Below are 19,622 nucleotides of genomic sequence, written 5' to 3' on the forward strand. Positions count from 1 at the left end.
ATGAGTACCACCCCCGATTCCAAGACCATCCCCATTTCCGTGGTCGACAAGCAGGTGGCAGGCGACAAGATTGCCCGCAACCGCGCCGGTTTCGATGCCTCGGCGCCGACCCTGCGCAAGCCGTCCTGGATCCGCGTGCGTCTGCCGCAGGGCAACGCCGTGCAGAACCTGAAATCCAAGCTGCGCAAGAACGCGCTGGTCACGGTTTGCGAAGAGGCCACCTGCCCGAACATCCACGAGTGCTTCTCCAAGGGCACGGCCACGTTCATGATTCTGGGCGAGGTGTGCACGCGACGCTGCTCGTTCTGCGACGTGGCCCACGGCCGCCCGGCGCCGCCCGATCCGCTGGAACCGGCGCGCCTGGCCGAAACCATCCGCGACATGGGCCTGCGCTACGTGGTGATCACCTCGGTCGACCGCGACGACCTGCGCGATGGCGGCGCGGCCCACTTTGCCGCCTGCATCCGCGCCGTGCGCCATGCCAGCCCGAGCACGCAGATCGAAATCCTGACGCCGGACTTCCGCGGCAAGGGCCGCATGGAGCGCGCGCTGGAGGCGATGGCCGAGTTCCCGCCGGATGTGTTCAACCACAACCTGGAAACCGTGCCGCACCTGTATCGCGAAGTGCGCCCGGGCGCCGATTACGCCTGGTCGCTGGACCTGCTCAAGCGCTTCAAGGCGCAGCACCCGGATGTGCCGACCAAGTCGGGCATCATGCTGGGCCTGGGCGAAACCGAGGAACAGGTGCTGGAAACGCTGCGCGACCTGCGCGCGCACGACGTGGACATGATCACCATTGGCCAGTACCTGCAGCCTTCGGCGCATCACCATCCGGTGCTGCGTTACTGGACACCAGAAGAATTCGACGCCCTGCGCGATGCTGGCATGGAGATGGGCTTCAACCACATCGCCTCCGGTCCGCTGGTGCGTTCGTCCTATCACGCCGACGTGCAGGCACATGCCGCCGGCCTCGTCGAGGTAGCCTGAATGAAGCTTCGCCCCGTGCTCGTCCTGCTGATGGCCCTTGCGGTCACCGGCACGGTCCATGCTGACGACACCACATCGTCCGGTGCGGCCTGCCCGTCGCCGGCTTCGGCCACGCCCGACATCAACACCGACAAGGCGCCGGTCACGCTCAAGCCGACCACCAACGAGGCCGAGGCCGCGTTGCTGTCGGCGCGCTTTTTGACCAAGTTCCATTACCAGCCCAAGCCGCTGGACGACGCCATGTCGGAGAAAATCTTCGACAAGTACGTCAAGTCGCTGGACAGCGAGAAGGTGTTCTTCACCCAGGCCGACATGGATCACTTCAAGTCGCTGCGCACGGGCCTGGACGACGCCATCTGGAACGAGGACCTGTCCGGCCCGTTCGCCATGTTCAACCTGTACGTGCGTCGCGCCACCGATCGCATGAACTACGCCATCGGCCTGCTCGGCAAAGGCTTTGACTTCAGCAAGAAGGAAAGCTACGAGTACGACCGCGACAAGGCGGCATGGCCGAAGGACCAGGCCGCGCTCAACGACCTGTGGCGCAAGCGCGTCAAGAACGACTGGCTGCGCCTGAAGCTGGCCGGCCAGAAGCCGGAGAAGATCCGCCAGACCCTGAGCAAGCGCTACAAGGGCTACATCAGCCGGCTGCAGCAGCTGGACTCGCAGGACGCGTTCCAGACCTTCATGAACGCATATGCCGAAACCACCGATCCGCATACCGACTACTTCGGTCCGCGCGCGGCGGAGAATTTCGACATCGCCATGCGCCTGTCGCTGGAAGGCATCGGCGCGGTGCTGCAGGCACGCGATGAATACACCCAGATCCGCGAGGTGGTGCCGGGCGGCCCGGCCGCCAAGTCGGGCCAGCTGCACGTCGGCGACCGCATCGTGGCGGTCGGCCAGGGCGAGCACTGCCCGATGGAAGACGTGGTCGGCTGGCGCCTGGACGACGTGGTCGACAAGATCCGCGGCAAGAAGAACACCACCGTGCGTCTGGAAGTGATTCCGGCCGCGGCGGGCCTGGATGGCAAGCACAAGACTGTCACCCTGGTGCGCAAGAAGGTCTCCATCGAGGAGCAGGCAGCCAAGAAGAAGCTGATCAAGGTCAAGGAGGGTGATGTCACCCGCAAGATCGGCATCATCGATCTGCCCACCTTCTATCAGGACTTCGATGCCCGTCGTCGTGGCGATCCTAACTACAAGAGCGCCAGCCGCGATGTGGCCAAGCTGATCGGCGAACTCAAGGCCGATGGTGTGGACGGCATCATTGTCGACTTGCGCAATAACGGTGGTGGCTCGCTGAGCGAGGCGGTGGCGCTGACCGGCCTGTTCATCCATACCGGTCCTGTGGTTCAGGTGCGCTCGTCCAACGGCAACGTCGACGAGGAAAAGGACGACAATCCGGGCATCGTCTGGAAGGGTCCGCTGGCCGTACTGGTCAACCGCGGTTCGGCCTCTGCCTCGGAGATCTTCACCGCCGCGATCAAGGATTACGGTCGCGGCCTGATCATCGGCGACCCGACCTTTGGCAAGGGCACGGTGCAGAACCTGGTCAACCTGGATCGCTTTGCCAACTCGGGCAACGAGAAGCCCTCGTTCGGCGAGCTGAAGATGACCATCGCCCAGTTCTTCCGCATCAACGGCGGCTCCACGCAGCTGCGCGGTGTGAAGCCGGACATCCAGTTCCCCAAGAACGGCGATGAGAAGGATTTCGGCGAGTCGACCTACGACAATGCGCTGCCGTGGACGCACATCTCGCCGTCGCCGGGTTACAAGCCGCTGGCCGATGTGAAGCCGCTGGTGCCGCTGCTGGAGAAAAAGCACGAGCAGCGTGTGACCACTTCCAAGAGCTGGAAGCTGATGCTCGACGAACTGGCCGAGTACAAGAAGAACCGTGCCAAGACCGAGCTGTCGCTCAACTACGCCACGCGCGAGGCCGAGCGCAAGCACTACGAGGCCCTGCAGAAGGAGTTCAAGGCGCGTCACAAGGCCATCGACGGTGATGCCGACGATACGCTGGAAGTGAATCTGGACGACGGCCTGCAGCCGGGCGAGCGCAGCCTGAAGCAGGAGCTGAAGGACGAGAAGGAAGCCAAGTCCGCCAAGGATGTGTATCTGGACGAAGCGGCGCACATCCTTGCCGACGAGGTGGGCCTGATCAAGGACAACACCAAGCTGGCCGCCGAAGTGCTGCCCTATGGCGAGCACTTCGACAAGAAGGCCTTCGACGCCATCAGCAAGCCGGCCAAGCAGCCCGGCACCAAGCCGGCGGCCTCGCACTGACGGCTGGCGTCCATCAAGGTCAAAGAAAAAGCCCGGCTGCGAAGCCGGGCTTTTTTGTAGCCAAAGGCCCGCCGCCTCAGGCGGGGGGCGCTGCTCAGGCCATCAGGCCGCGTAGCGCTGCTTCAGGAAGGCAAAGAACGCACGCAGGCTCTGCGCCTCGCCACCGCGCGGGCGGCCCGGACGATCGGCGTCGTTCCAGGCGTACACGTCCACGTGAATCCACGGCGTGGCCTCGGGCACGAAGCGCTCCAGATACAACGCCGCGGTAATGGCGCCGGCGTGGCGTGAGCCGCCAGAGTTGGCGAAGTCGGCCAGGTAGGAATCGAGCATGCGTCGGTACGGCTGCCACAGCGGTAGCGGCCAGATCGGATCGTGCACGCCACGCGCGGCGCCCATCGCCGCCTCGCTGAGCTCATCGCGGTTGGTGAACAGCACCGGCAGATCCGGCCCCAGCGCCACGCGTGCGGCGCCGGTCAGCGTGGCGAAGTCCAGCATCAGGTCCGGCTGGGACTCGCCACCGTAGGCCAGCGCGTCGCAAAGGATCAGGCGACCCTCGGCGTCGGTGTTGTCCACTTCCACGGTGTGACCGGCGCGCGTGCGGATCACGTCGCCCGGACGCATGGCGGCACCGGCCACCGAGTTTTCCACGGTGGGAATCAGCAGCGTCAGGCGTACCGGCAGGCCGGCACTCATCACCAGGCGGGCCAGGCCCATGGCGTGCGCCGCGCCGCCCATGTCCTTTTTCATCCAGCGCATGCCGGCGCTGGGCTTCAGGTCCAGGCCGCCGGTGTCAAAGCACACGCCCTTGCCGACCAGGGTCAGCCTGGGGTCGCTTTCCTTGCCCCAGCTGAGCTCGACCAGGCGCGGCGCGCGATGGCTGGCACGGCCGACGGCATGGATGGTGGGGAAGTTGTTTTCCAGCAGTTCGTCACCGACCCACTGGCGCACATCGGCGCCAAATTCCTTGCCCATGGCCTGGATGGCGTCGGCGACCTGCTCGGGACCCATGTCCTCGGCTGGCGTGTTGACCAGGTCGCGCACCTGCGCGGCGGCGGCGGCCAGCGGCGTGACCTCTTCATGCACCGAGGCGTCGACGATCAGCTTGGCGACTTCGCGCTCGGAGGGCGCGCGATAACGGGTGAAGCGGTAGCTGCCCAGCGCCCACCCCAGCGCGGCGAGCGTCGGGTCCAGCTTCAACGGGCCGTCGGCCAGTGCATAGTTGCCGGCCGGCAGCTGCCAGGGCAGGGCTGACAGCGCCCACACCGGTTCAGCTGTATCGATGGCTACCAGCGCGGCGGCCAGCGTGCCGTCGTCGCCGGGCAGCAGCGCGGTGCGGCCCGGCTGCGGCTCGAAGCCGCTGGCGCTCAGCCAGCTTTGCTGCGAAGCAGTCAGGCGCTCGCGTACGGTATCGAAATGGGCGGTGTCGACCAGAATCAGGGGAGTGCCGCGATCGGCATCGGATCGGGTGATCAAAGCGTTCATGGGACCTCGCGCGTGAAGTGGGCTGGCCTTGTAGACATCCATTGGTGTGACGCCGGAAGGCGCCTGGCCGGCCAGCCCGAAGCAAATCAGTTGACTAGGATAACGCCGTGGCGCAACGGATGCTCGTGGGCAGGCATGTGCACGCACGGCCTTTGGGATAGCGGTCGCGGGCGGCAGGTTCCCTCAGGGCGCCGATGACGATGCTCGATGTTCGATCAAATCGGCCAGCGCGGTGAGGTCGGTCAGCTCCAGATCGGCGCGTGGCTGGGTGGGCCAGTCGGTGCCTTCGCGATTGATCCAGGCGGTGCGGAAACCGGCCTCGCGCGCGCCGGCAACGTCGCTTACCGGATCATCGCCCACGTGCAAAATCTCGCTCGCCGGCAGGTCCAGGTGCGCGCGCACGGCTTCGAAAATGTCCGGATGCGGCTTGGCCACGCCCACTTCGCGCGCGCTGAAACGCGCCTGGAACAGGTGATCCAGACCGATCAGCGCCAGGTCCGCGTTGCCGTTGCTCAGGCTTACCAGCGGCACGTGCCGGGCCATGCGCGTCAGTGCCTGCACACTGTCGGCATAGGGCTCAACCTGGTTGCGGGCGGCGAAATACACCGCAAAAGCCTCTTCCACCGGCGCGCAGTCACGGCCGCAGCGCTCGAAGGCGCGGGTCAGCGTCAGCCGCCGCTGGGCACTGAAATCGTGCGCCAGGTCGTCACGTTCGGCGGCAATCTCCTCGCGCAAGGCGCGCATGGCCTGCACCGGATAGCGCTGGGCCACCTCTGGATGGTGCGTGTTGAGCCATGCATCCAGTTTCGCCTCGGCCAGCGCCAGGGCCGGCAGTACCGGCCACAGCGTGTCGTCCAGATCCAGCGAAATGGCGCGGATGCGCATTAGTTGGCTTGCAGCTTGAGCGTTTGGCCGGCCTTGAGCGTGTCCGATTTCAGGTGATTCCAGTGACGCAGGTCGGTCACGCTGACGTGGTGGTCGTGCGCGATGCCCCACAGCGTATCGCCGGACTTGACCGTGTAGGTGCTGGCCTGCGCGGGCGTCGCGGCCTTCTGCTGCATGGCCTTTTCCTGGGCCTCGCGCTGACGGCGTGCGGCCAGTCGCTGACGTGCCTGCAGCGTGCGCTCGGACGTGGGGGCATTGGCCACGCCGGCGGCATAGGTCGCGCCCGGCGCCGCGGTCGGTCCGTTGTGTGCCATGCGACCCACCTCATTGGCCACGCGTGCGTCACGGGCGTCGGCCATGGAGGCCAAGCCGGTGCCATCGGCATAGGGCAGCAGCAGGTGCTGGCGCAGGATCGATTGCGCCTTGGGCGAGCCGAAGTAGTCGATGAACTGCTTGACCTCGGCGGCCTTCGGGTCGGCCGGGTTGCTGGTCAGGTACAGCGGCGTGTACAGCGGGTAGCTGCCATCGGCGACATTGGCCGGCGAGGGCTTCACGCCATCGATGGACAGCATCTTCAGCTTCTTGTCGGCATGTGCGCCAGAAAGCGTGCTGACGCCCAGGCCCTGCGGATCGAGCGTGACGGCCTCTTCCAGCTTGCTCACATTGACATAAAGGCGCGGCGCCGCCACCGGCTGGTTGCCGCGACCGAACAGCAGGCGGCGCAGGCTGAACTCCACGCCATCGCCGGGGCTGACCACCGAATACAGGTGGATCGGCTGGTTCTTGCCGCCCAGCTGCTGCCAGTTGGTGATCTTGCCGTAATAGATATCGTGCAGCTGCTTGAGCGTGATGTTCTGCGCCGGGTTGTGGTGATTGGTCACCATGACCAGCGCATCCCAGGCCACCGGCGTGAAGGTAAGGGCCTTTTCGCGGGCCTTGAAACGCGAGGCGTCGCGTGCGCTGCCGCCGACATCGGCGTTGCCGTCCAGCACGGCGTCGATGCCCGAGGCGGTGTTGAACGGTTCGACCACTACCGCACCGTGGCCCGAGCGGGTCCAGGCGTGGGCCACATCGGTGACCATGCCGCGTGCGGTGGTGACATCGCCGCGCCAGGTCAGGCTGGGCTGCTTGGAGGCGCTGTGGTGCGAAGTAGCCGCCACGGCGGACAGCGACACCACCAGCAGGGACAGGGAAGCAAAGCGAAGCGAACGAAGCATCATGGACCGGCGCTGGAAAAATGAAGGCACGATTATGGCCGTGGCTCCGACGCGGTGCACCTCGGTACAGTCACCACCTGTTCATGCTTTCGTCATACTGGCGGGCCTGTCGGTGCAGGCCCGCCACTCGGGGGCTCAGTGCAGCATCAGGTAATACATCTGCTGGTCGCGCAGAATGGTCAGCATCAGCTGGCGCGGGTGCCCGCGCGAGAACAGGCGCTTGAGATCGGCGACCGCCGTCACCCGGCGCTGGTTCACTGCCAGAATCACATCACCCTGGTCCAGACCCTGCTGCGCCGCGTCGCTGCGCGCGTCGATGGCATGCACCTCGACGCCGGCCACACCCTGACTGCGCAGCGCCTTGGGCAGATCACGCAGATTCACGCCGGCCAGGCGCGGGTCCAGTTGCTGGCCTTGCAGCGTGGCCAGGTGTTCGGGCTCGATGCGTGTGCTCAAGGTGTGCGAGTGACCGTTGCGCAGCACCGTCAGCGTGGCCTGGCTGCCTACCGGCAACAGGCCTTCGGCGTTGCGCAGATCGTGTGGATCGTCCATGGGGCGGCCGTTGAGCTGGGTGATCACGTCGCCCGGCTCGACGCCGGCGCGTGCGGCAGGCGAGCCTTGCTCCACCTGCGTCACCACCACCCCCTTGCCGGCGCTGACATTGAGCGCCTTGGCCATGCGCGGGGTCAGCGCCTGCGTATCCAGGCCCAGCGTGCCGCGGCGCACTTTTCCGTACTTCAAAAGCTGCTGCATGATCTCTTGGGCCAGATCACTGGGAATGGCAAAGCCGATGCCGGCGCTGGCGCCCGAGGGCGAGTAGATCATCGAGTTGATGCCCACCAGCTCGCCTTTCAGGTTGACCAGCGCGCCGCCGGAATTGCCCGGGTTGATCGAGGCATCGGTCTGGATGAAGTTCTGGTAGGTGTGGCCCAGGCCCGTGCGTCCCTTGGCCGAGACAATGCCCGAGGTCACCGTCTGCCCCAGCCCGAACGGATCACCCACCGCGACCACGAAATCGCCCACCTGCAGTTTTTTCGAATCGGCCAGCGGCAATGCCGTCAGGTGCTGGGCGGGAATCTGCACCACGGCAATGTCGGTATCCGGGTCGGTGCCGACCAGCTTGGCCTTGAAGGCGCGCCCGTCCTTCAGCGTGACGGTAATGTCGTCGGCACCGGCGATCACGTGGTTGTTGGTCAGCACATAGCCCTTCTGCGCGTTGACGATCACGCCCGACCCCAGGCTTTGCTCGGTCTGTTCCGGTGCCTGCCTACCACCGAAGAACTGACGCAGCACCGGGTCGGAAAAGTACGGATCGCGCGAGCGCACGTGGCTTTTGGAAGCGATGTTCACTACCGCCGGCGTCACGCCTTTCAGCATCGGTGCCAGAGACGGCACCGCCTGTCCGTTCACTGCCGCTGGAATGGTCGCCTGCGCCACGCCGGTGGCTCCCAGCACCAGAAAAAGCGCGCTCAGCCAAGTGAAAAGGCGACCTTCGGCGGCCGTCCGCGCGGTCCTCATGCGTGCGTGCATCGCTAACTCCTTGGTACTTAAAACGGTGCTTGGACTGGTCAATTTAGTGAAGGTTTCATAGGCCCCAAGTCAAGCCCCAAAGACGAAAAAAACGCCTTTACATCGTCCCATGCCGGCAGTACCGTAAAACCTCGCTTCAAGCACAACATCTTGTGTCTGCGTAGGGCGGAGGGCCCCAGGCCATGGGGCTGCGCAGACGCTCCAAAAGCCTTGAAAGGCGGGAGAAACTAAGGTGTCGCAAGCGTTTTCCATACTTGGGAGCTCCGCCTCGTCGTGCGCCTGCGGGTGCCGCGGCGGAGTGTCCGTCAGCGGCTCCGCGCCCGTCATGCGTACCACCTGATAGGGTCGTGCGATGCCGGGCCGGAACCTGTTTTGTTTTGAACCCGAAAAATTTCTGATGTGAGGTCGTCCAATCCATGAGCACGGTGCCTATGCAAGCCGTCAAGCGCGATGCCGCGGATATTCCCCTGCAGCCTGCCTCGCAGGACATATGGGACAAGAAATATCGCCTCAAGGCCAAGTCCGGGGATCCGGTCGATGTGGCCGTGGACGACACCTACAAGCGTGTCGCGCGCGCGCTGGCCGACGTGGAAGGCACCCAGGCCCTGAAGGACCAGTGGTACGAGAAGTTCCTGTGGGCGCTGCGCCATGGCGCCATTCCCGCCGGCCGCATTACCTCCAACGCCGGCGCGCAGGCGCACAAGCCCAAGACCTCGACCATCAACTGCACCGTCTCGGGCACCATCCACGACTCCATGGACGACATCCTGGAGAAGGTGCACGAGGCTGGCCTGACGCTTAAAGCCGGCTGCGGCATCGGTTACGAGTTCTCCACGCTGCGTCCGCGCGGTGCGTACGTGTCCGGCGCCGGCGCCTACACCTCCGGCCCGCTGTCGTTCATGGATATCTACGACAAGATGTGCTTCACCGTGTCCTCGGCCGGCGGCCGTCGCGGCGCGCAGATGGGCACTTTCGACGTGGCCCATCCGGACGTGCGCGAGTTCATCCGCGCCAAGCGCGAGGACGCGCGTCTGCGCCAGTTCAACTTGAGCCTGCTGATCACCGACCAGTTCATGCAGGCGGTCGAGGGCGATACCGACTGGCCGCTGGTGTTCCCGGTGCACATCAAGGAACAGAACGAAGTCGACCTGGACAACGCCGAGCAGGTCATCTGGCGCGAATGGCCGACCACGCACAACTACGTCAGCCGCGATGACGGCCTGGTCGCGTGCAAGGTCTATGGCCACGTGCGCGCGCGTCATCTGTGGGACATGATCATGGTGTCCACCTACGACTACGCCGAGCCGGGCTTCATCCTCATCGACCGCGTCAACGAGATGAACAACAACTGGTGGTGCGAGCACATCCGCGCCACCAACCCCTGCGGCGAGCAGCCGCTGCCGCCGTACGGCTCGTGCCTGCTGGGCTCGGTGAACCTGACCAAGTTCGTGCGCGACGCGTTCGGCCCCAAGGCGCGTTTCGACTGGGACGAGTACCGCGAGGTGGTGAAAATCTTCACCCGCATGCTCGACAACGTGGTCGAGATCAACGGTCTGCCGCTGGAGCAGCAGCGCAACGAGATCATGTCCAAGCGCCGCCACGGCATGGGCTTTTTGGGCCTGGGCTCCACGCTGACCATGATCAAGAAGCGCTACGGCACCGCCGAAGCGGTGGAATTCACCGAGCGGGTGGCGCGCGAAATGGCGCTGGCGGGCTGGGAAGTGGCGCTGGAACTGGCCGAGGAAAAGGGCGCCGCGCCGGTGCTGGCAGCCGAATACACCGTCGATGCCGAAATGCTGCGCAAGCGCCCGGAAATGGTCACCGATGGCTGGAAGGCCGGCCAGACGATCCGTGGCAGCGTGCTGCACGCCAAGTACAGCCGCTACATGCAGCGCGTGGCCGAGGTCGCCCCTGATCTGGTCGAAAAGCTGGCCGAAAAGGGCGCGCGCTTCACCCACCACAGCTCCATCGCGCCGACCGGCACCATCAGCCTGAGCCTGGCCAACAATGCCTCCAACGGCATCGAGCCCAGCTTTGCGCACCACTATTCGCGCAACGTCATCCGCGAAGGCCGCAAGAGCAAGGAAAAGGTCGAGGTCTACTCCTTCGAGCTGTTGGCCTACCGCGCGCTGATCAACGCCGATGCCATGCCGTATTCGGATGAGCCCAAGGCCAAGCTGCCCGAGTACTTCGTGGCCGCCGACGACATTACGCCGGTCGAGCACGTGGACATGCAGGCGGCGGCGCAAAAGTGGGTGGACTCGTCCATCTCCAAGACCGCCAACGTGCCCACCGAATACCCGTACGAAGACTTCAAGGACATCTACGTCTACGCCTACAAGCAGGGCCTGAAGGGTTGCACCACCTTCCGCTTCAACCCGGCCGCCTTCCAGGGCGTGCTGGTCAAGGAAACCGACCTTGCCAACACCACCTACCGCTTCGAGCTGGAAGATGGCAGCACGGTGGAGCTGAAAGGCAACGAGGAAGTCGAATACGACGGCGAAACCCACACCGCCGCCAACCTGTTCGATGCCCTGAAGGAAGGCTATTACGGCAAGTTCTGATCGCCACCGGCCCGGCGGCGCGCGCCCGAGCAAGGCGCGCGCCACCCCGGTGCCGATGACGGCCAAGGGGCGCCATGCGCAATGGGCTTCACGTTCACTCAAGCGCCCCCACCGATAACGTTTCAACGCCTGCGCCGCGCATGCGCATCGGCCCGATCGGCGGCCCGCCGCCGGTTATCGTCCAGCTAGGGAGCTGTTCCATGGCCATTGAACCGTCCGTCATCAGCACCGGCCCCGAGGACCACGGCATACCCGTGGCCGGCACCCGGCCGAAAAAGGCCAAGGCCGTAAAGAAGGCCGCGAGCAAGAAGCCGGCCGGCAAGAAAGCCACGGCCAAGAAAGCCACGGCCAAGAAAGCCACGGCCAAGAAAGCCACGGCCAAGAAAGCCACGGCCAAGAAAGCCACGGCCAAGAAAGCCACGGCCAAGAAAGCCACGGCCAAGAAAGCCACGGCCAAGGCGGCGGTAAAAAAGGCTCCGGCAAAGAAAACCAGTGTCAAGCAGGCCGCCAAGCGCACGCAAGCGGCCAAACAGGCCAAGGCTGCATCCAGACAGAAACACGTTGCCAAGGCGGCCGCACGAACACCCAGCGAACCGGGCGCCCTGGCCAGTCGCGCCAAGGCCAGTTCCCGGCGCAAGAAATAACCCGATCAACCCTTTATCACACCCCGTGCAGGCGCGCCCTTGGCCGCCCAAAGCCAAAAGCGCAGCTCCACGGGAGCGGAGATACCCAGGCATGAGCACCAAAATCGACAAGAAGATCACCGGCTACCAGGTCGTCAAGGCCGAGGACGCCAAGCCGGCACCGGCTGCCACCGCGCCGGTGGAAGAGGCCAAGAGCGGCGCCGAGGTCATCCAGATGCACGAAAGCGTCGAGCGCCCGGACACGCTCATCGGCAACACCTACAAGATCAAGTCGCCGCTGTTCGAGCACGCCCTGTACGTCACCGTGAACGACATCGTGCTCAACGAAGGCACCGCCCACGAGCAGCGCCGCCCGTTCGAGATCTTCATCAACTCCAAGAACATGGACCACTTCCAGTGGATCGTGGCGCTCACCCGCATCATGTCCGCCGTGTTCCGCAAGGGCGGTGACGTCACCTTCCTGGTCGAGGAAATGAAAGCCGTGTTCGATCCGCGCGGCGGTTACTTCAAGGCCGGTGGCGTCTACATGCCGTCCATCGTCGCCGAGATCGGCGCCGCGCTGGAACAGCACATGAAGATGATCGGCCTGATCCACGATCCGGAACTGAGCGAATCGCAAAAAGCCCTTATCGCCGAAAAGCGCGCCGCCTACGAGGCCCAGGCCGCCGGCACCACCGCCCCGGCCAGCAGCGAAGCCGCCGCTGACAACGCCGAGACGGAAGCCTCCCCGTTCCCCGCCAGCGCCAGCATGTGCAACAAATGCAACACCAAGGCCCTGGTGCTGATGGACGGCTGTCAGACGTGCTTGAACTGCGGGTATTCGAAGTGCGGTTGATCTACGGGAATTGAAAACCCCCGTGTCGGCGGTTCGATTCAGTCCCCGGCCACCAAGAATATCAAGGGCTTGCAGGCGACTGCGAGCCCTTTCTTTTTTCTGGGCTCCTGACGGTGCCCCTTTAGGAATCGGTACCCGTCGCGGTGTCCGCTTGCGGCCACACGCTCACGCAGCGAGCTTGGTGTTCACCCATTGGCTGACCTCAGAGTCGGACCAGATGGCAAGCCGAGGCACAGCTTTCGACCTGCTGGAAACTCTCCGCGCTGGATCATGGCGTACAGGGTTGAGCGGCTGACGCCGACGCGCGACAGGACTTCGGGAACGCGAATCAATCGTGGTGCATTCATGAGCATGGTCGGTCTCGACTACGTTTTGGTATGTCTCGGGGCAGGCATGCAACTCCTTGAGATGGCAGCTAGTAGCTGCCCGCTATGCCAGACCCTTTTCGGTATGGGTAGCGTGCCCGCGCAGCTGCTGCATGGCATGATTTGAGCTTTGGAGCTGGAGTAGCCATGGGCATGAAGATCGCTTGGCAGGATGGATACACCGACCTGATTCCGCGCGCACTCATCGCTCAAACTGGCGCCTTGGGCGGAGCACAGCATGAAGTCATAGGCCCCAAGGGGGGCAGCTTCTGGGCTACATGTGACGTGCTCGGGTCAGGTCCAGTTGTGGATCTCGACTACACGAATTACCCGGGCAATGCCCGCAATTTCCCTCTAGGGGAGCTGAGACTCACCTTTGAGAGCGCGGAGCGCACCGGTACTCCTCGCGTCGAGTGGCGCGAGGATGGCTCCAAGAAGTTCGAGGAATTCGAGACTTCCGTTGTGGTGACACAGGAGTCTCATGAAGAACTAGTCGAACTTTTTGATAGCGATGGTGAGCCAGTCCGCTCACGCTTCTCAGTTGTGGAGGCCAAAGGCTGCTTCAGGGTCATCCTTGAGTCTCGGGGAGGGTGGATAGGGGGCTCCAATGAACGAAATTCCGGTTATTCGAGCGGCCTGAGGGTGCTTCTGAAGCGCCTCGCCTCCCGAAAATACAACCTAACGGACGCTTTGCTTGCGGCCAGAGTACGGCCAGAGAAGATGCGGACTCCAGAGGAGAGGCGGATACACCCAGAGGGTTATGTCCTGCCGCTGGAACTGTCTCCTGGCATGGACACGGATGGCTTAGCAGGGGCGATCCAGAGGGCCCTAGCCCGGGTCGCTACCAGTAGTTCTACGGGGCGTGGCAATTCCACTAGAAGGCTCGAACTGATCGTGCGGGATGGCGCGCCAGATCTGTCACGACCAGGTTTGCAGTTGTTGCTCAGCCGCGGTTCGTCGCGATTCCCGATCACGGAGTCAGAGCTTGATGGGGCTGTCGACGGTGCCTTTGATCCGAGCAATGTCGTAGATGCGAGGACCAAGGTTATGACCGCGCTGGCCGTGCGTCGCGGGCAGCAGAAATTTCGCACGTCGCTCAGAGAAGCTTACCGCGATAGCTGTCCAGTTACTGGATGTGATGTCGTCGAGGTACTGGAGGCCGCACACATCATTGGCTATCAGGGTGAGGACACAAATCATGTCCAGAACGGTTTGCTGCTGCGCGCAGACATACACACCCTGTTTGACCTCGGGAAGTTGGGGATCGACCCACAAACTTGGTCCGTTGTGGTTCACGATGACCTACGTTTAGGGCCCTACGCGCACCTGCATGGCAAGCCGGTGACCCTGCCTGAAGATGCTAGCTGCCGACCGAGCGAAGAGGCACTGATGAACCACTTGGAATCCTGCCAACTCGTGCCTCGCTAGTGGACGTATCCCCTTGGCTGTCACCCTCATGCTCCCGTGACCGTGTGCCGGGGGGCACAAGGGGGGCAGCCACCGATTCGTCCCTCGAGGGGGCTCGGAAATTTTTGTCCAAATTGAGCGGCCTCTGGGCGGTGGGTTGTCCGATGATCCGGGGCAGTCGCTAGCTCATCTAGCCAATGTCGAGGACTTGAAATCGGGGAGCAGGTCAACCGGATTGCTCAATCAGCGCACGGCTCAATTAGAGCCCCTCTCGGTTGCGGTACTTATCAGGTGAGCGAGCGCGGCACGGCATTTGTTCCGATCTAGTCTCCCTGCCGAAAATCTTCAGACATGGACCAATGTGTTCCGTGATTGAAAATCCCCGTGTCGGCGGTTCGATTCCGTCCCCGTCCACCATAAATTCAAAGACTTAGCCCGCCCTAACCTGGCGGGCTTTTTCGTATGTAAGGCATGTGTAAGGTTGGACGGCTGCGTCAGCCCTTCGCTCGAAATTCGGACAGATGGGCTTTCAGGAAGTCTTGCATGTCGTTCAACTTGGCCTTCACTTCCTCGGTGAACGGGTTTTCTACGTCGGTGAACTCTGTCGAGCCGAACACGATGTCGTCGTTCTTGCGGATCGCTTCATTTTGGTATGGCCTGCGTCCGCTGCCGTCTCCGTACTGCCTTAGCCGACTTTCCATACCGATACGGAGTTTGCTTACGCAGTAGATCAGCGCGTCAACTCTGCGCTTGGCCTCCTCGCCCCATAGAACTTCGGCCTCCAATCCGATCGTCTGCAGTTCCACCGCCGCGTCCCGTAACTGGGAAAACCGATTGTTGAAGACGTGCCCCCAAGCCGCTGCCTCCTCCTCATCAGTGTGATTTGCCGCATCGTAGTCTTTTGGGAATTCTGCGGCCAATGTGACTACGGCACGCGCGTCGTTAATCGCATTGCGGTACTTGTTTGTGGCGCGTGCGAGTTGCCGGGCGACCTCAAATTGGACCTTGCCGGTTTGTTCTTGCTTCCAACGATTCAATCCCCGCCAAGCGATCGTCGCGGAGAACACGGCCGCACCAGATACGGCCAAGTCACGTACTACATCGGCGACAGTCGTCCAGGCGGTTAGATCCGATGTGCTCATGTCCCCCCTCCATGTCTCGTGGTCGTTCAAAGAGCATACCGAACGGGTGGCGGCTGGCTGGAATTCAATCCCACTCCCCGCCATCCGGGCGTGGCTTAGGAGCGCTGACGCGTGAGGCGTCGGCCGGGGGCATGCCCAGCTTCGCCGGCAGCATCCCCATCCGCGCCAGCTTTGCCGAGTGGAACTCCCCGGGCGCTTGCCGAAACTGCACGAACAGGGGCGCCGCAACCTCCAGATACGCGCAGTCGCGGTCGCGTAACGTGCCCTCGGGGGGTATTAAGATGGGGTCAGATGCACTTTCCTTGCATGCTAAATATCTAGCCCTCCGGCCTTACCCCGGCTAACGGCTCGAAATTTAAGCCTGTGAAACACGCCCCACCAGATTACGAATGCCCATTCTGCGCGATAGCGCAGACGCTTCCTGCGCCGGACCCGATGTCGGCGGTGGTGTTGGTGGATGCGTGTGTGTTTGCCGTGGGTTCCCACGCACCACTACGGCGGCATTATGGGTCATTGTCTGGTGATACCCCGGCGTCACTACGAGAACGTGCTGGATATCCCCGACGAGCTGGGTAGTGACTTTTTCCGTGCCGCGCGTCGGCTGGCGCATGCCATGCGGGACGTCTTTGGTTGTGATGGGATATCGACTCGCCAGCACAACGGCCCGGCCGGCAACCAGGATGTGTGGCACTACCACCTGCACGTGTTTCCCCGCTTTACCGGCGACGGCTTGTATGGTGGACCGAAGCTGGCCTACGACCCCGAGGAACGCATGGCGCTGGCGGCCCGACTTCGCGCCGCGTTGCTTAGCTTGATGCGATGATCGTTGCACCGTCGGTTGGGCGGTCAGGGGTTGGGGACGTGTTGTCATCACGCGGATCATCAGCGCTGACGGGGCCACGTATTGACCGAGGCAGAGCCGCCGCCACCATGAACCGCCCGAACTTCCACGTCATCACCGGCGCCTCCGGCGCAGGCAAATCGACGCTGATTGCGGCCTTGCGTGATGCTGGGTACGCGACGGTGCCCGAGGCGGCGCTGGCTGTGATGCGGGCGCAGGGGCGCCAGCGCGGTACCTTGATTGCGCCGGCCGAACGCGGTGCGTTTATGGAAGCGGTGGTCGAACGCAGCCTTGCCGACTACCGAACGGCGCAGAGCATGCAGGCGCCGGTGTTCTTTGATCGCGCGATGCCGGAGTGGCTGCGCTTCCTGGGCCCGGACACCGGTACTCATTATCAGGTGGCCACTGGCTGCACATACGCGCCCACGGTGTTTGTGGCCGAGCCGTGGCCGGAAATCTACATCAACACCGATGAGCGCGTGGCCAGCTTCACGCGGGCCGCGCGTTCCTACGAGCCCACCGTGGAGGCGTATGTGGCGGCGGGCTACACGACGTGCGTGATTCCCAAGCGGTCGGTGGCCGAGCGCATGGCGTTTGTGCTGGCGCACGTGGGCGCCAGCGTGGGATAGCGGACCCGGTCTCTGTGAGCGGCAGTCGGCCTATGACCGCCGAGGCGCGTGTCGCACTGGCGGCGTTTGCCTTCACGCCGCATTGCCTTGGCGTGGCGCGGCGTTTGGATGGGAAATCCATGTTCAGGTCATCGGACCTGAATTCTCGCTGTTTGGGCATGAAAAGCGGTGCTGGATGTAGAGCGCCCTGCGGCTGATGGGTGCCTGCGCGGAATGCGCCGTGGGGGGTCACGCTTCGGGGCTTTTCTGCGCCATCTCGACGAAGGCTCGCATGGCGCTGGAGACGTAGGCGTCATGTCGCTGTATCAATACGGTCTGCACCTGGGCATGCTCCGGCGGCAGCTCGTGCACGGCGATCCGGCCTTCCTGCCAGGCGCGGGCGACCACGCCTCTGGGTAGCAAGGTCACGCCAACGCCAGCGGCCACGCAACTGAGAATGGCATCCAGTGAGCCAAATTCCAGCGGCTCGCAGGTCAGGATGCCCATGTCGGTGAGGATGTATTCGAGCCGCTGGCGATAGGAACAGCCCGACTGGAATACGATGCTTTTCAGATCCCGGACCATGGCCAGATCGGCGGCCGTGCGGATGGTGCGTGGGGTGACCAGCACCATGTCTTCCTGGAAGGCGGCATGTTGGCGCAGCGCTGGATGATGAACGGGGCCAGCGACGAACGCGCATTCCAGGCGGCCTTCGATGACGTCCTCCAGCAGCTTGCGGGTGGTGCCGGTGCGCACGATCAGGTGCACGTCCGGGAAGGCCTGGGCAAATCGGCCCAGAAAAGGGGACAGGCGGATCGCCGTGGTGGTTTCCAGGCTGCCGACCACCAGATTGCCGTGTGGTGCGCCGTCATCGCGGGCGGCGGCCTTGGCATCGGCCATCAGCTTCTGGAGGCGGCCGATGTAGGGCTGCATCCGCTCGCCGGCGGGTGTCGTGGTCACCCCGCGGGCATGGCGCTGGAAAAGCTTGACGCCCAGTTCGTCCTCCAGACTGCGGATGCGCGCGGTGACGTTGGATTGCACGGTGTGCAGCTCGGCGGCGGCGCGGTTCATGCGCCCATGGCGCGAGACCGCCTCGAAGACCATCAAGTCTTTGATGTCCATGACATTGATCTATTTATAAGATATGCAAATCATATATCAAACGGTCAGACTGATGCCTTTGCTCTGCCGAGACGCCGACTCACATGGCGGGGCGGTTTGATGCCCGCTGATAACTTGCTACAAATAAAACAATATCAATGACTTGAATTTATCTTCTTCACCGATCAGAAGCCGGGGATGCCATCTAGATATCTCAACGACAGATATCACTATCTTAAATAATCGCTTTTTGAGATAGATATCCGAAATTAGCATCATCTTTAAAGATACCTAAGGACATGCTCATGACGGTGGCTTCTCCGCGTTCGAACGCTAATCCAGGCCCCCAAGTGAAGGCATGGCGCAGCATTCTTTCAGCGTTCTGTGCCAGCCTGATCGGCATTGGCCTGGCCCGTTTCGGCTATACGCCTATATTGCCCGCAATCATCGATGCCCATTGGTTCAGCTCATCGGCGGCTGCCTACCTGGGGGCGGCGAATCTGGCCGGTTATCTCATCGGTGCCCTGGCGGGGCGTCCCATGGCGGCGCGGCTGAGCGTCGTGGCGACGTTGCGATGGATGATGCTGTTGGCGACGATCTCGTTTTTCGCCTGTGCTTACCCCGTCCATTTTGCCTGGTACTTCGTCTGGCGATTTGCTTCGGGCATGGCCGGAGGCGTGTTGATGGTATTGGCCGCGCCTACGGTGCTGCCGCATATACCGGCGTCGCGGCGTGGATTGGCAGGCGGAGTGATCTTCATGGGCGTGGGTGCCGGCGTCGCCGCATCGGGTACTTTGGTACCGCTGCTGTTGGCCCAGGGGCTGCGGCAGACCTGGTGGGGCCTGGGCGCGTTGTCGCTGGTGCTGACCATGGTGGCCTGGCGCGGTTGGCCTGGCGACAAGGTGCCGGTACCGGAGGCCCACAACACGCACAGGGCCGCACCGAAGTCGTCGCGACTGCGGGCGCTGTATGCCGAATACGCGCTCAATGCCGCCGGCTGGGTGCCGCACATGATTTTTCTGGTCGATTACGTCGCCCATGGGCTTGGCGAGGGTATTCAGGTCGGCGCGCAGTATTGGGTCTTGTTCGGGCTGGGCGCCACCTTCGGGCCCGTGCTGGCCGGCCATCTGGCCGACCGGGCGGGGTTCGCCGCTGCGTTGCGGCTGGCATTCCTGGTTGAAGCGGCGGCCGTGGCGATACCGGCGTTCGGGCTGGGCACGGGGTGGCTGATCGTTTCCAGCGTGGTGGTGGGGGCATTCGTCACCGGCACGGTACCGCTCGTGCTGGGTCGCATCGGTGAGCTGCTGCCCCATCATCCGGTACAGCAAAAACGCGCCTGGAGCATGGCGACGGTCGGCTTTGCCCTGTGTCAGGCAGCGGCCGCCTACGCGCTGTCGTTCGTGTTCGGCGCCAGTGGCAACGACTACCGCCTGCTATTCGTCATCGGTACGGTGGCCATGTTGCTGGCCTTGGCGATCGACCTGGTGGCGGCCGTGACGGCCAAGAGCCCGGACGCTTCCGATTCGCGTGTTCGCAAGGCTGTATCCATGTCGCACGCCGCATCCAGCAAGAGTGCGAGGAGGCAGGCACCATGACTCTTCCTTCGCCTGAGTCCATCAACGGCAACAAAATCGCTGTGAGCGACGCTGGCATGGCCTTTTCGCGCCACCCATGGGTTCATGCGCATCAATCAATGCTGCCGGCATAACCTTGGAAACCCTCTGTGCG

The 19,622-nt window shown here is 63.5% G+C and carries 15 protein-coding genes; 9 read left to right on the forward strand and 6 right to left on the reverse strand.

What is annotated here, in order from left to right; all coding sequences use genetic code 11:
• Positions 1-987, forward strand: a complete 987-nt coding sequence (lipA, locus tag HBF24_RS03085) for a lipoyl synthase (RefSeq protein ID WP_167168873.1) — start codon at positions 1-3, stop codon at positions 985-987.
• Entirely contained in the window at positions 988-3,273 is a 2,286-nt protein-coding gene (locus HBF24_RS03090) for a carboxy terminal-processing peptidase (protein WP_167168876.1), read from the forward strand.
• 102 nt (positions 3,274-3,375) lie between these two features.
• On the opposite strand, the gene HBF24_RS03095 is transcribed toward HBF24_RS03090, so the two are convergent.
• The 4 genes from HBF24_RS03095 to HBF24_RS03110 form a co-directional block, all read right to left on the reverse strand.
• Positions 3,376-4,755 carry a leucyl aminopeptidase family protein gene (locus HBF24_RS03095; protein ID WP_167168878.1) on the reverse strand — a complete coding sequence of 460 codons (1,380 nt, stop codon included), beginning with the start codon at positions 4,753-4,755 and terminating at the stop codon, positions 3,376-3,378.
• A gap of 183 nt (positions 4,756-4,938) precedes the next feature.
• Positions 4,939-5,640: an HAD family hydrolase gene (locus HBF24_RS03100; RefSeq protein WP_167168881.1), complete on the reverse strand. Its 702-nt coding sequence runs from the start codon at positions 5,638-5,640 to the stop codon at positions 4,939-4,941.
• Positions 5,640-6,860, reverse strand: coding sequence for a substrate-binding domain-containing protein (locus HBF24_RS03105; RefSeq protein WP_167168884.1), 1,221 nt, complete (start codon positions 6,858-6,860; stop codon positions 5,640-5,642). Before HBF24_RS03105 ends, HBF24_RS03100 begins: the two co-directional genes overlap by 1 nt.
• A gap of 132 nt (positions 6,861-6,992) precedes the next feature.
• On the reverse strand, positions 6,993-8,387 hold the full coding sequence (locus HBF24_RS03110) for a DegQ family serine endoprotease (protein ID WP_167168887.1): 1,395 nt from the start codon (positions 8,385-8,387) through the stop codon (positions 6,993-6,995).
• 416 nt (positions 8,388-8,803) lie between these two features.
• On the opposite strand from HBF24_RS03110, the gene HBF24_RS03115 reads away from it, so the two are divergent.
• From HBF24_RS03115 to HBF24_RS17275, 4 genes are all read left to right on the forward strand, one after another.
• Positions 8,804-10,951 (forward strand): adenosylcobalamin-dependent ribonucleoside-diphosphate reductase, encoded by a 2,148-nt coding sequence (locus tag HBF24_RS03115; protein ID WP_167168890.1) that lies wholly within the window; start codon positions 8,804-8,806, stop codon positions 10,949-10,951.
• A gap of 200 nt (positions 10,952-11,151) precedes the next feature.
• A complete protein-coding gene (locus HBF24_RS17160; protein WP_206064160.1) occupies positions 11,152-11,595 on the forward strand; it encodes a histone H1-like repetitive region-containing protein in 444 nt (147 codons plus the stop codon).
• 91 nt (positions 11,596-11,686) lie between these two features.
• Complete coding sequence (locus HBF24_RS03125) at positions 11,687-12,430, forward strand: NrdJb (protein WP_167168893.1); 744 nt, start codon at positions 11,687-11,689, stop codon at positions 12,428-12,430.
• A gap of 512 nt (positions 12,431-12,942) precedes the next feature.
• Entirely contained in the window at positions 12,943-14,223 is a 1,281-nt protein-coding gene (locus tag HBF24_RS17275) for an HNH endonuclease (protein ID WP_167168895.1), read from the forward strand.
• 473 nt (positions 14,224-14,696) lie between these two features.
• Here the strand turns inward: HBF24_RS17275 and HBF24_RS03140 are convergent, their stop codons facing one another.
• Positions 14,697-15,344 (reverse strand): hypothetical protein, encoded by a 648-nt coding sequence (locus HBF24_RS03140; protein WP_167168898.1) that lies wholly within the window; start codon positions 15,342-15,344, stop codon positions 14,697-14,699.
• Between the two features lie 505 nt (positions 15,345-15,849).
• On the opposite strand from HBF24_RS03140, the gene HBF24_RS03145 reads away from it, so the two are divergent.
• Together HBF24_RS03145 and HBF24_RS03150 are read left to right on the forward strand one after the other, a co-directional pair.
• The gene (locus tag HBF24_RS03145) at positions 15,850-16,167 is read left to right on the forward strand and encodes an HIT domain-containing protein (RefSeq protein WP_240922171.1); all 318 of its coding nucleotides are present in this window, start codon (positions 15,850-15,852) and stop codon (positions 16,165-16,167) included.
• 107 nt (positions 16,168-16,274) lie between these two features.
• Positions 16,275-16,814 carry an AAA family ATPase gene (locus tag HBF24_RS03150; RefSeq protein ID WP_167168901.1) on the forward strand — a complete coding sequence of 180 codons (540 nt, stop codon included), beginning with the start codon at positions 16,275-16,277 and terminating at the stop codon, positions 16,812-16,814.
• 228 nt (positions 16,815-17,042) lie between these two features.
• Here the strand turns inward: HBF24_RS03150 and HBF24_RS03155 are convergent, their stop codons facing one another.
• On the reverse strand, positions 17,043-17,915 hold the full coding sequence (locus HBF24_RS03155) for a LysR family transcriptional regulator (protein ID WP_167168904.1): 873 nt from the start codon (positions 17,913-17,915) through the stop codon (positions 17,043-17,045).
• Between the two features lie 284 nt (positions 17,916-18,199).
• Here HBF24_RS03155 and HBF24_RS03160 point away from each other — a divergent pair, with 284 nt between their 5' ends.
• Positions 18,200-19,489 (forward strand): YbfB/YjiJ family MFS transporter, encoded by a 1,290-nt coding sequence (locus HBF24_RS03160; protein WP_167168907.1) that lies wholly within the window; start codon positions 18,200-18,202, stop codon positions 19,487-19,489.
• The last annotated feature ends 133 nt before the right edge of the window (positions 19,490-19,622 follow it).

This window comes from Oleiagrimonas sp. C23AA, assembly GCF_011759385.1.
Taxonomy (GTDB): Bacteria; Pseudomonadota; Gammaproteobacteria; order Xanthomonadales; family Rhodanobacteraceae; genus Oleiagrimonas.

Bases quoted from the DNA above. Each gene is read 5' to 3' on its own strand.
- lipA (WP_167168873.1), top strand. From the start codon at position 1: ATGAGTACCACCCCCGATTCCAAGACCATCCCCATTTCCGTGGTCGAC.
- HBF24_RS03090 (WP_167168876.1), top strand. From the start codon at position 988: ATGAAGCTTCGCCCCGTGCTCGTCCTGCTGATGGCCCTTGCGGTCACC.
- HBF24_RS03095 (WP_167168878.1), bottom strand. From the start codon at position 4,755: ATGAACGCTTTGATCACCCGATCCGATGCCGATCGCGGCACTCCCCTG.
- HBF24_RS03100 (WP_167168881.1), bottom strand. From the start codon at position 5,640: ATGCGCATCCGCGCCATTTCGCTGGATCTGGACGACACGCTGTGGCCG.
- HBF24_RS03105 (WP_167168884.1), bottom strand. From the start codon at position 6,860: ATGATGCTTCGTTCGCTTCGCTTTGCTTCCCTGTCCCTGCTGGTGGTG.
- HBF24_RS03110 (WP_167168887.1), bottom strand. From the start codon at position 8,387: ATGCACGCACGCATGAGGACCGCGCGGACGGCCGCCGAAGGTCGCCTT.
- HBF24_RS03115 (WP_167168890.1), top strand. From the start codon at position 8,804: ATGAGCACGGTGCCTATGCAAGCCGTCAAGCGCGATGCCGCGGATATT.
- HBF24_RS17160 (WP_206064160.1), top strand. From the start codon at position 11,152: ATGGCCATTGAACCGTCCGTCATCAGCACCGGCCCCGAGGACCACGGC.
- HBF24_RS03125 (WP_167168893.1), top strand. From the start codon at position 11,687: ATGAGCACCAAAATCGACAAGAAGATCACCGGCTACCAGGTCGTCAAG.
- HBF24_RS17275 (WP_167168895.1), top strand. From the start codon at position 12,943: ATGGGCATGAAGATCGCTTGGCAGGATGGATACACCGACCTGATTCCG.
- HBF24_RS03140 (WP_167168898.1), bottom strand. From the start codon at position 15,344: ATGAGCACATCGGATCTAACCGCCTGGACGACTGTCGCCGATGTAGTA.
- HBF24_RS03145 (WP_240922171.1), top strand. From the start codon at position 15,850: ATGGGTCATTGTCTGGTGATACCCCGGCGTCACTACGAGAACGTGCTG.
- HBF24_RS03150 (WP_167168901.1), top strand. From the start codon at position 16,275: ATGAACCGCCCGAACTTCCACGTCATCACCGGCGCCTCCGGCGCAGGC.
- HBF24_RS03155 (WP_167168904.1), bottom strand. From the start codon at position 17,915: ATGGACATCAAAGACTTGATGGTCTTCGAGGCGGTCTCGCGCCATGGG.
- HBF24_RS03160 (WP_167168907.1), top strand. From the start codon at position 18,200: ATGACGGTGGCTTCTCCGCGTTCGAACGCTAATCCAGGCCCCCAAGTG.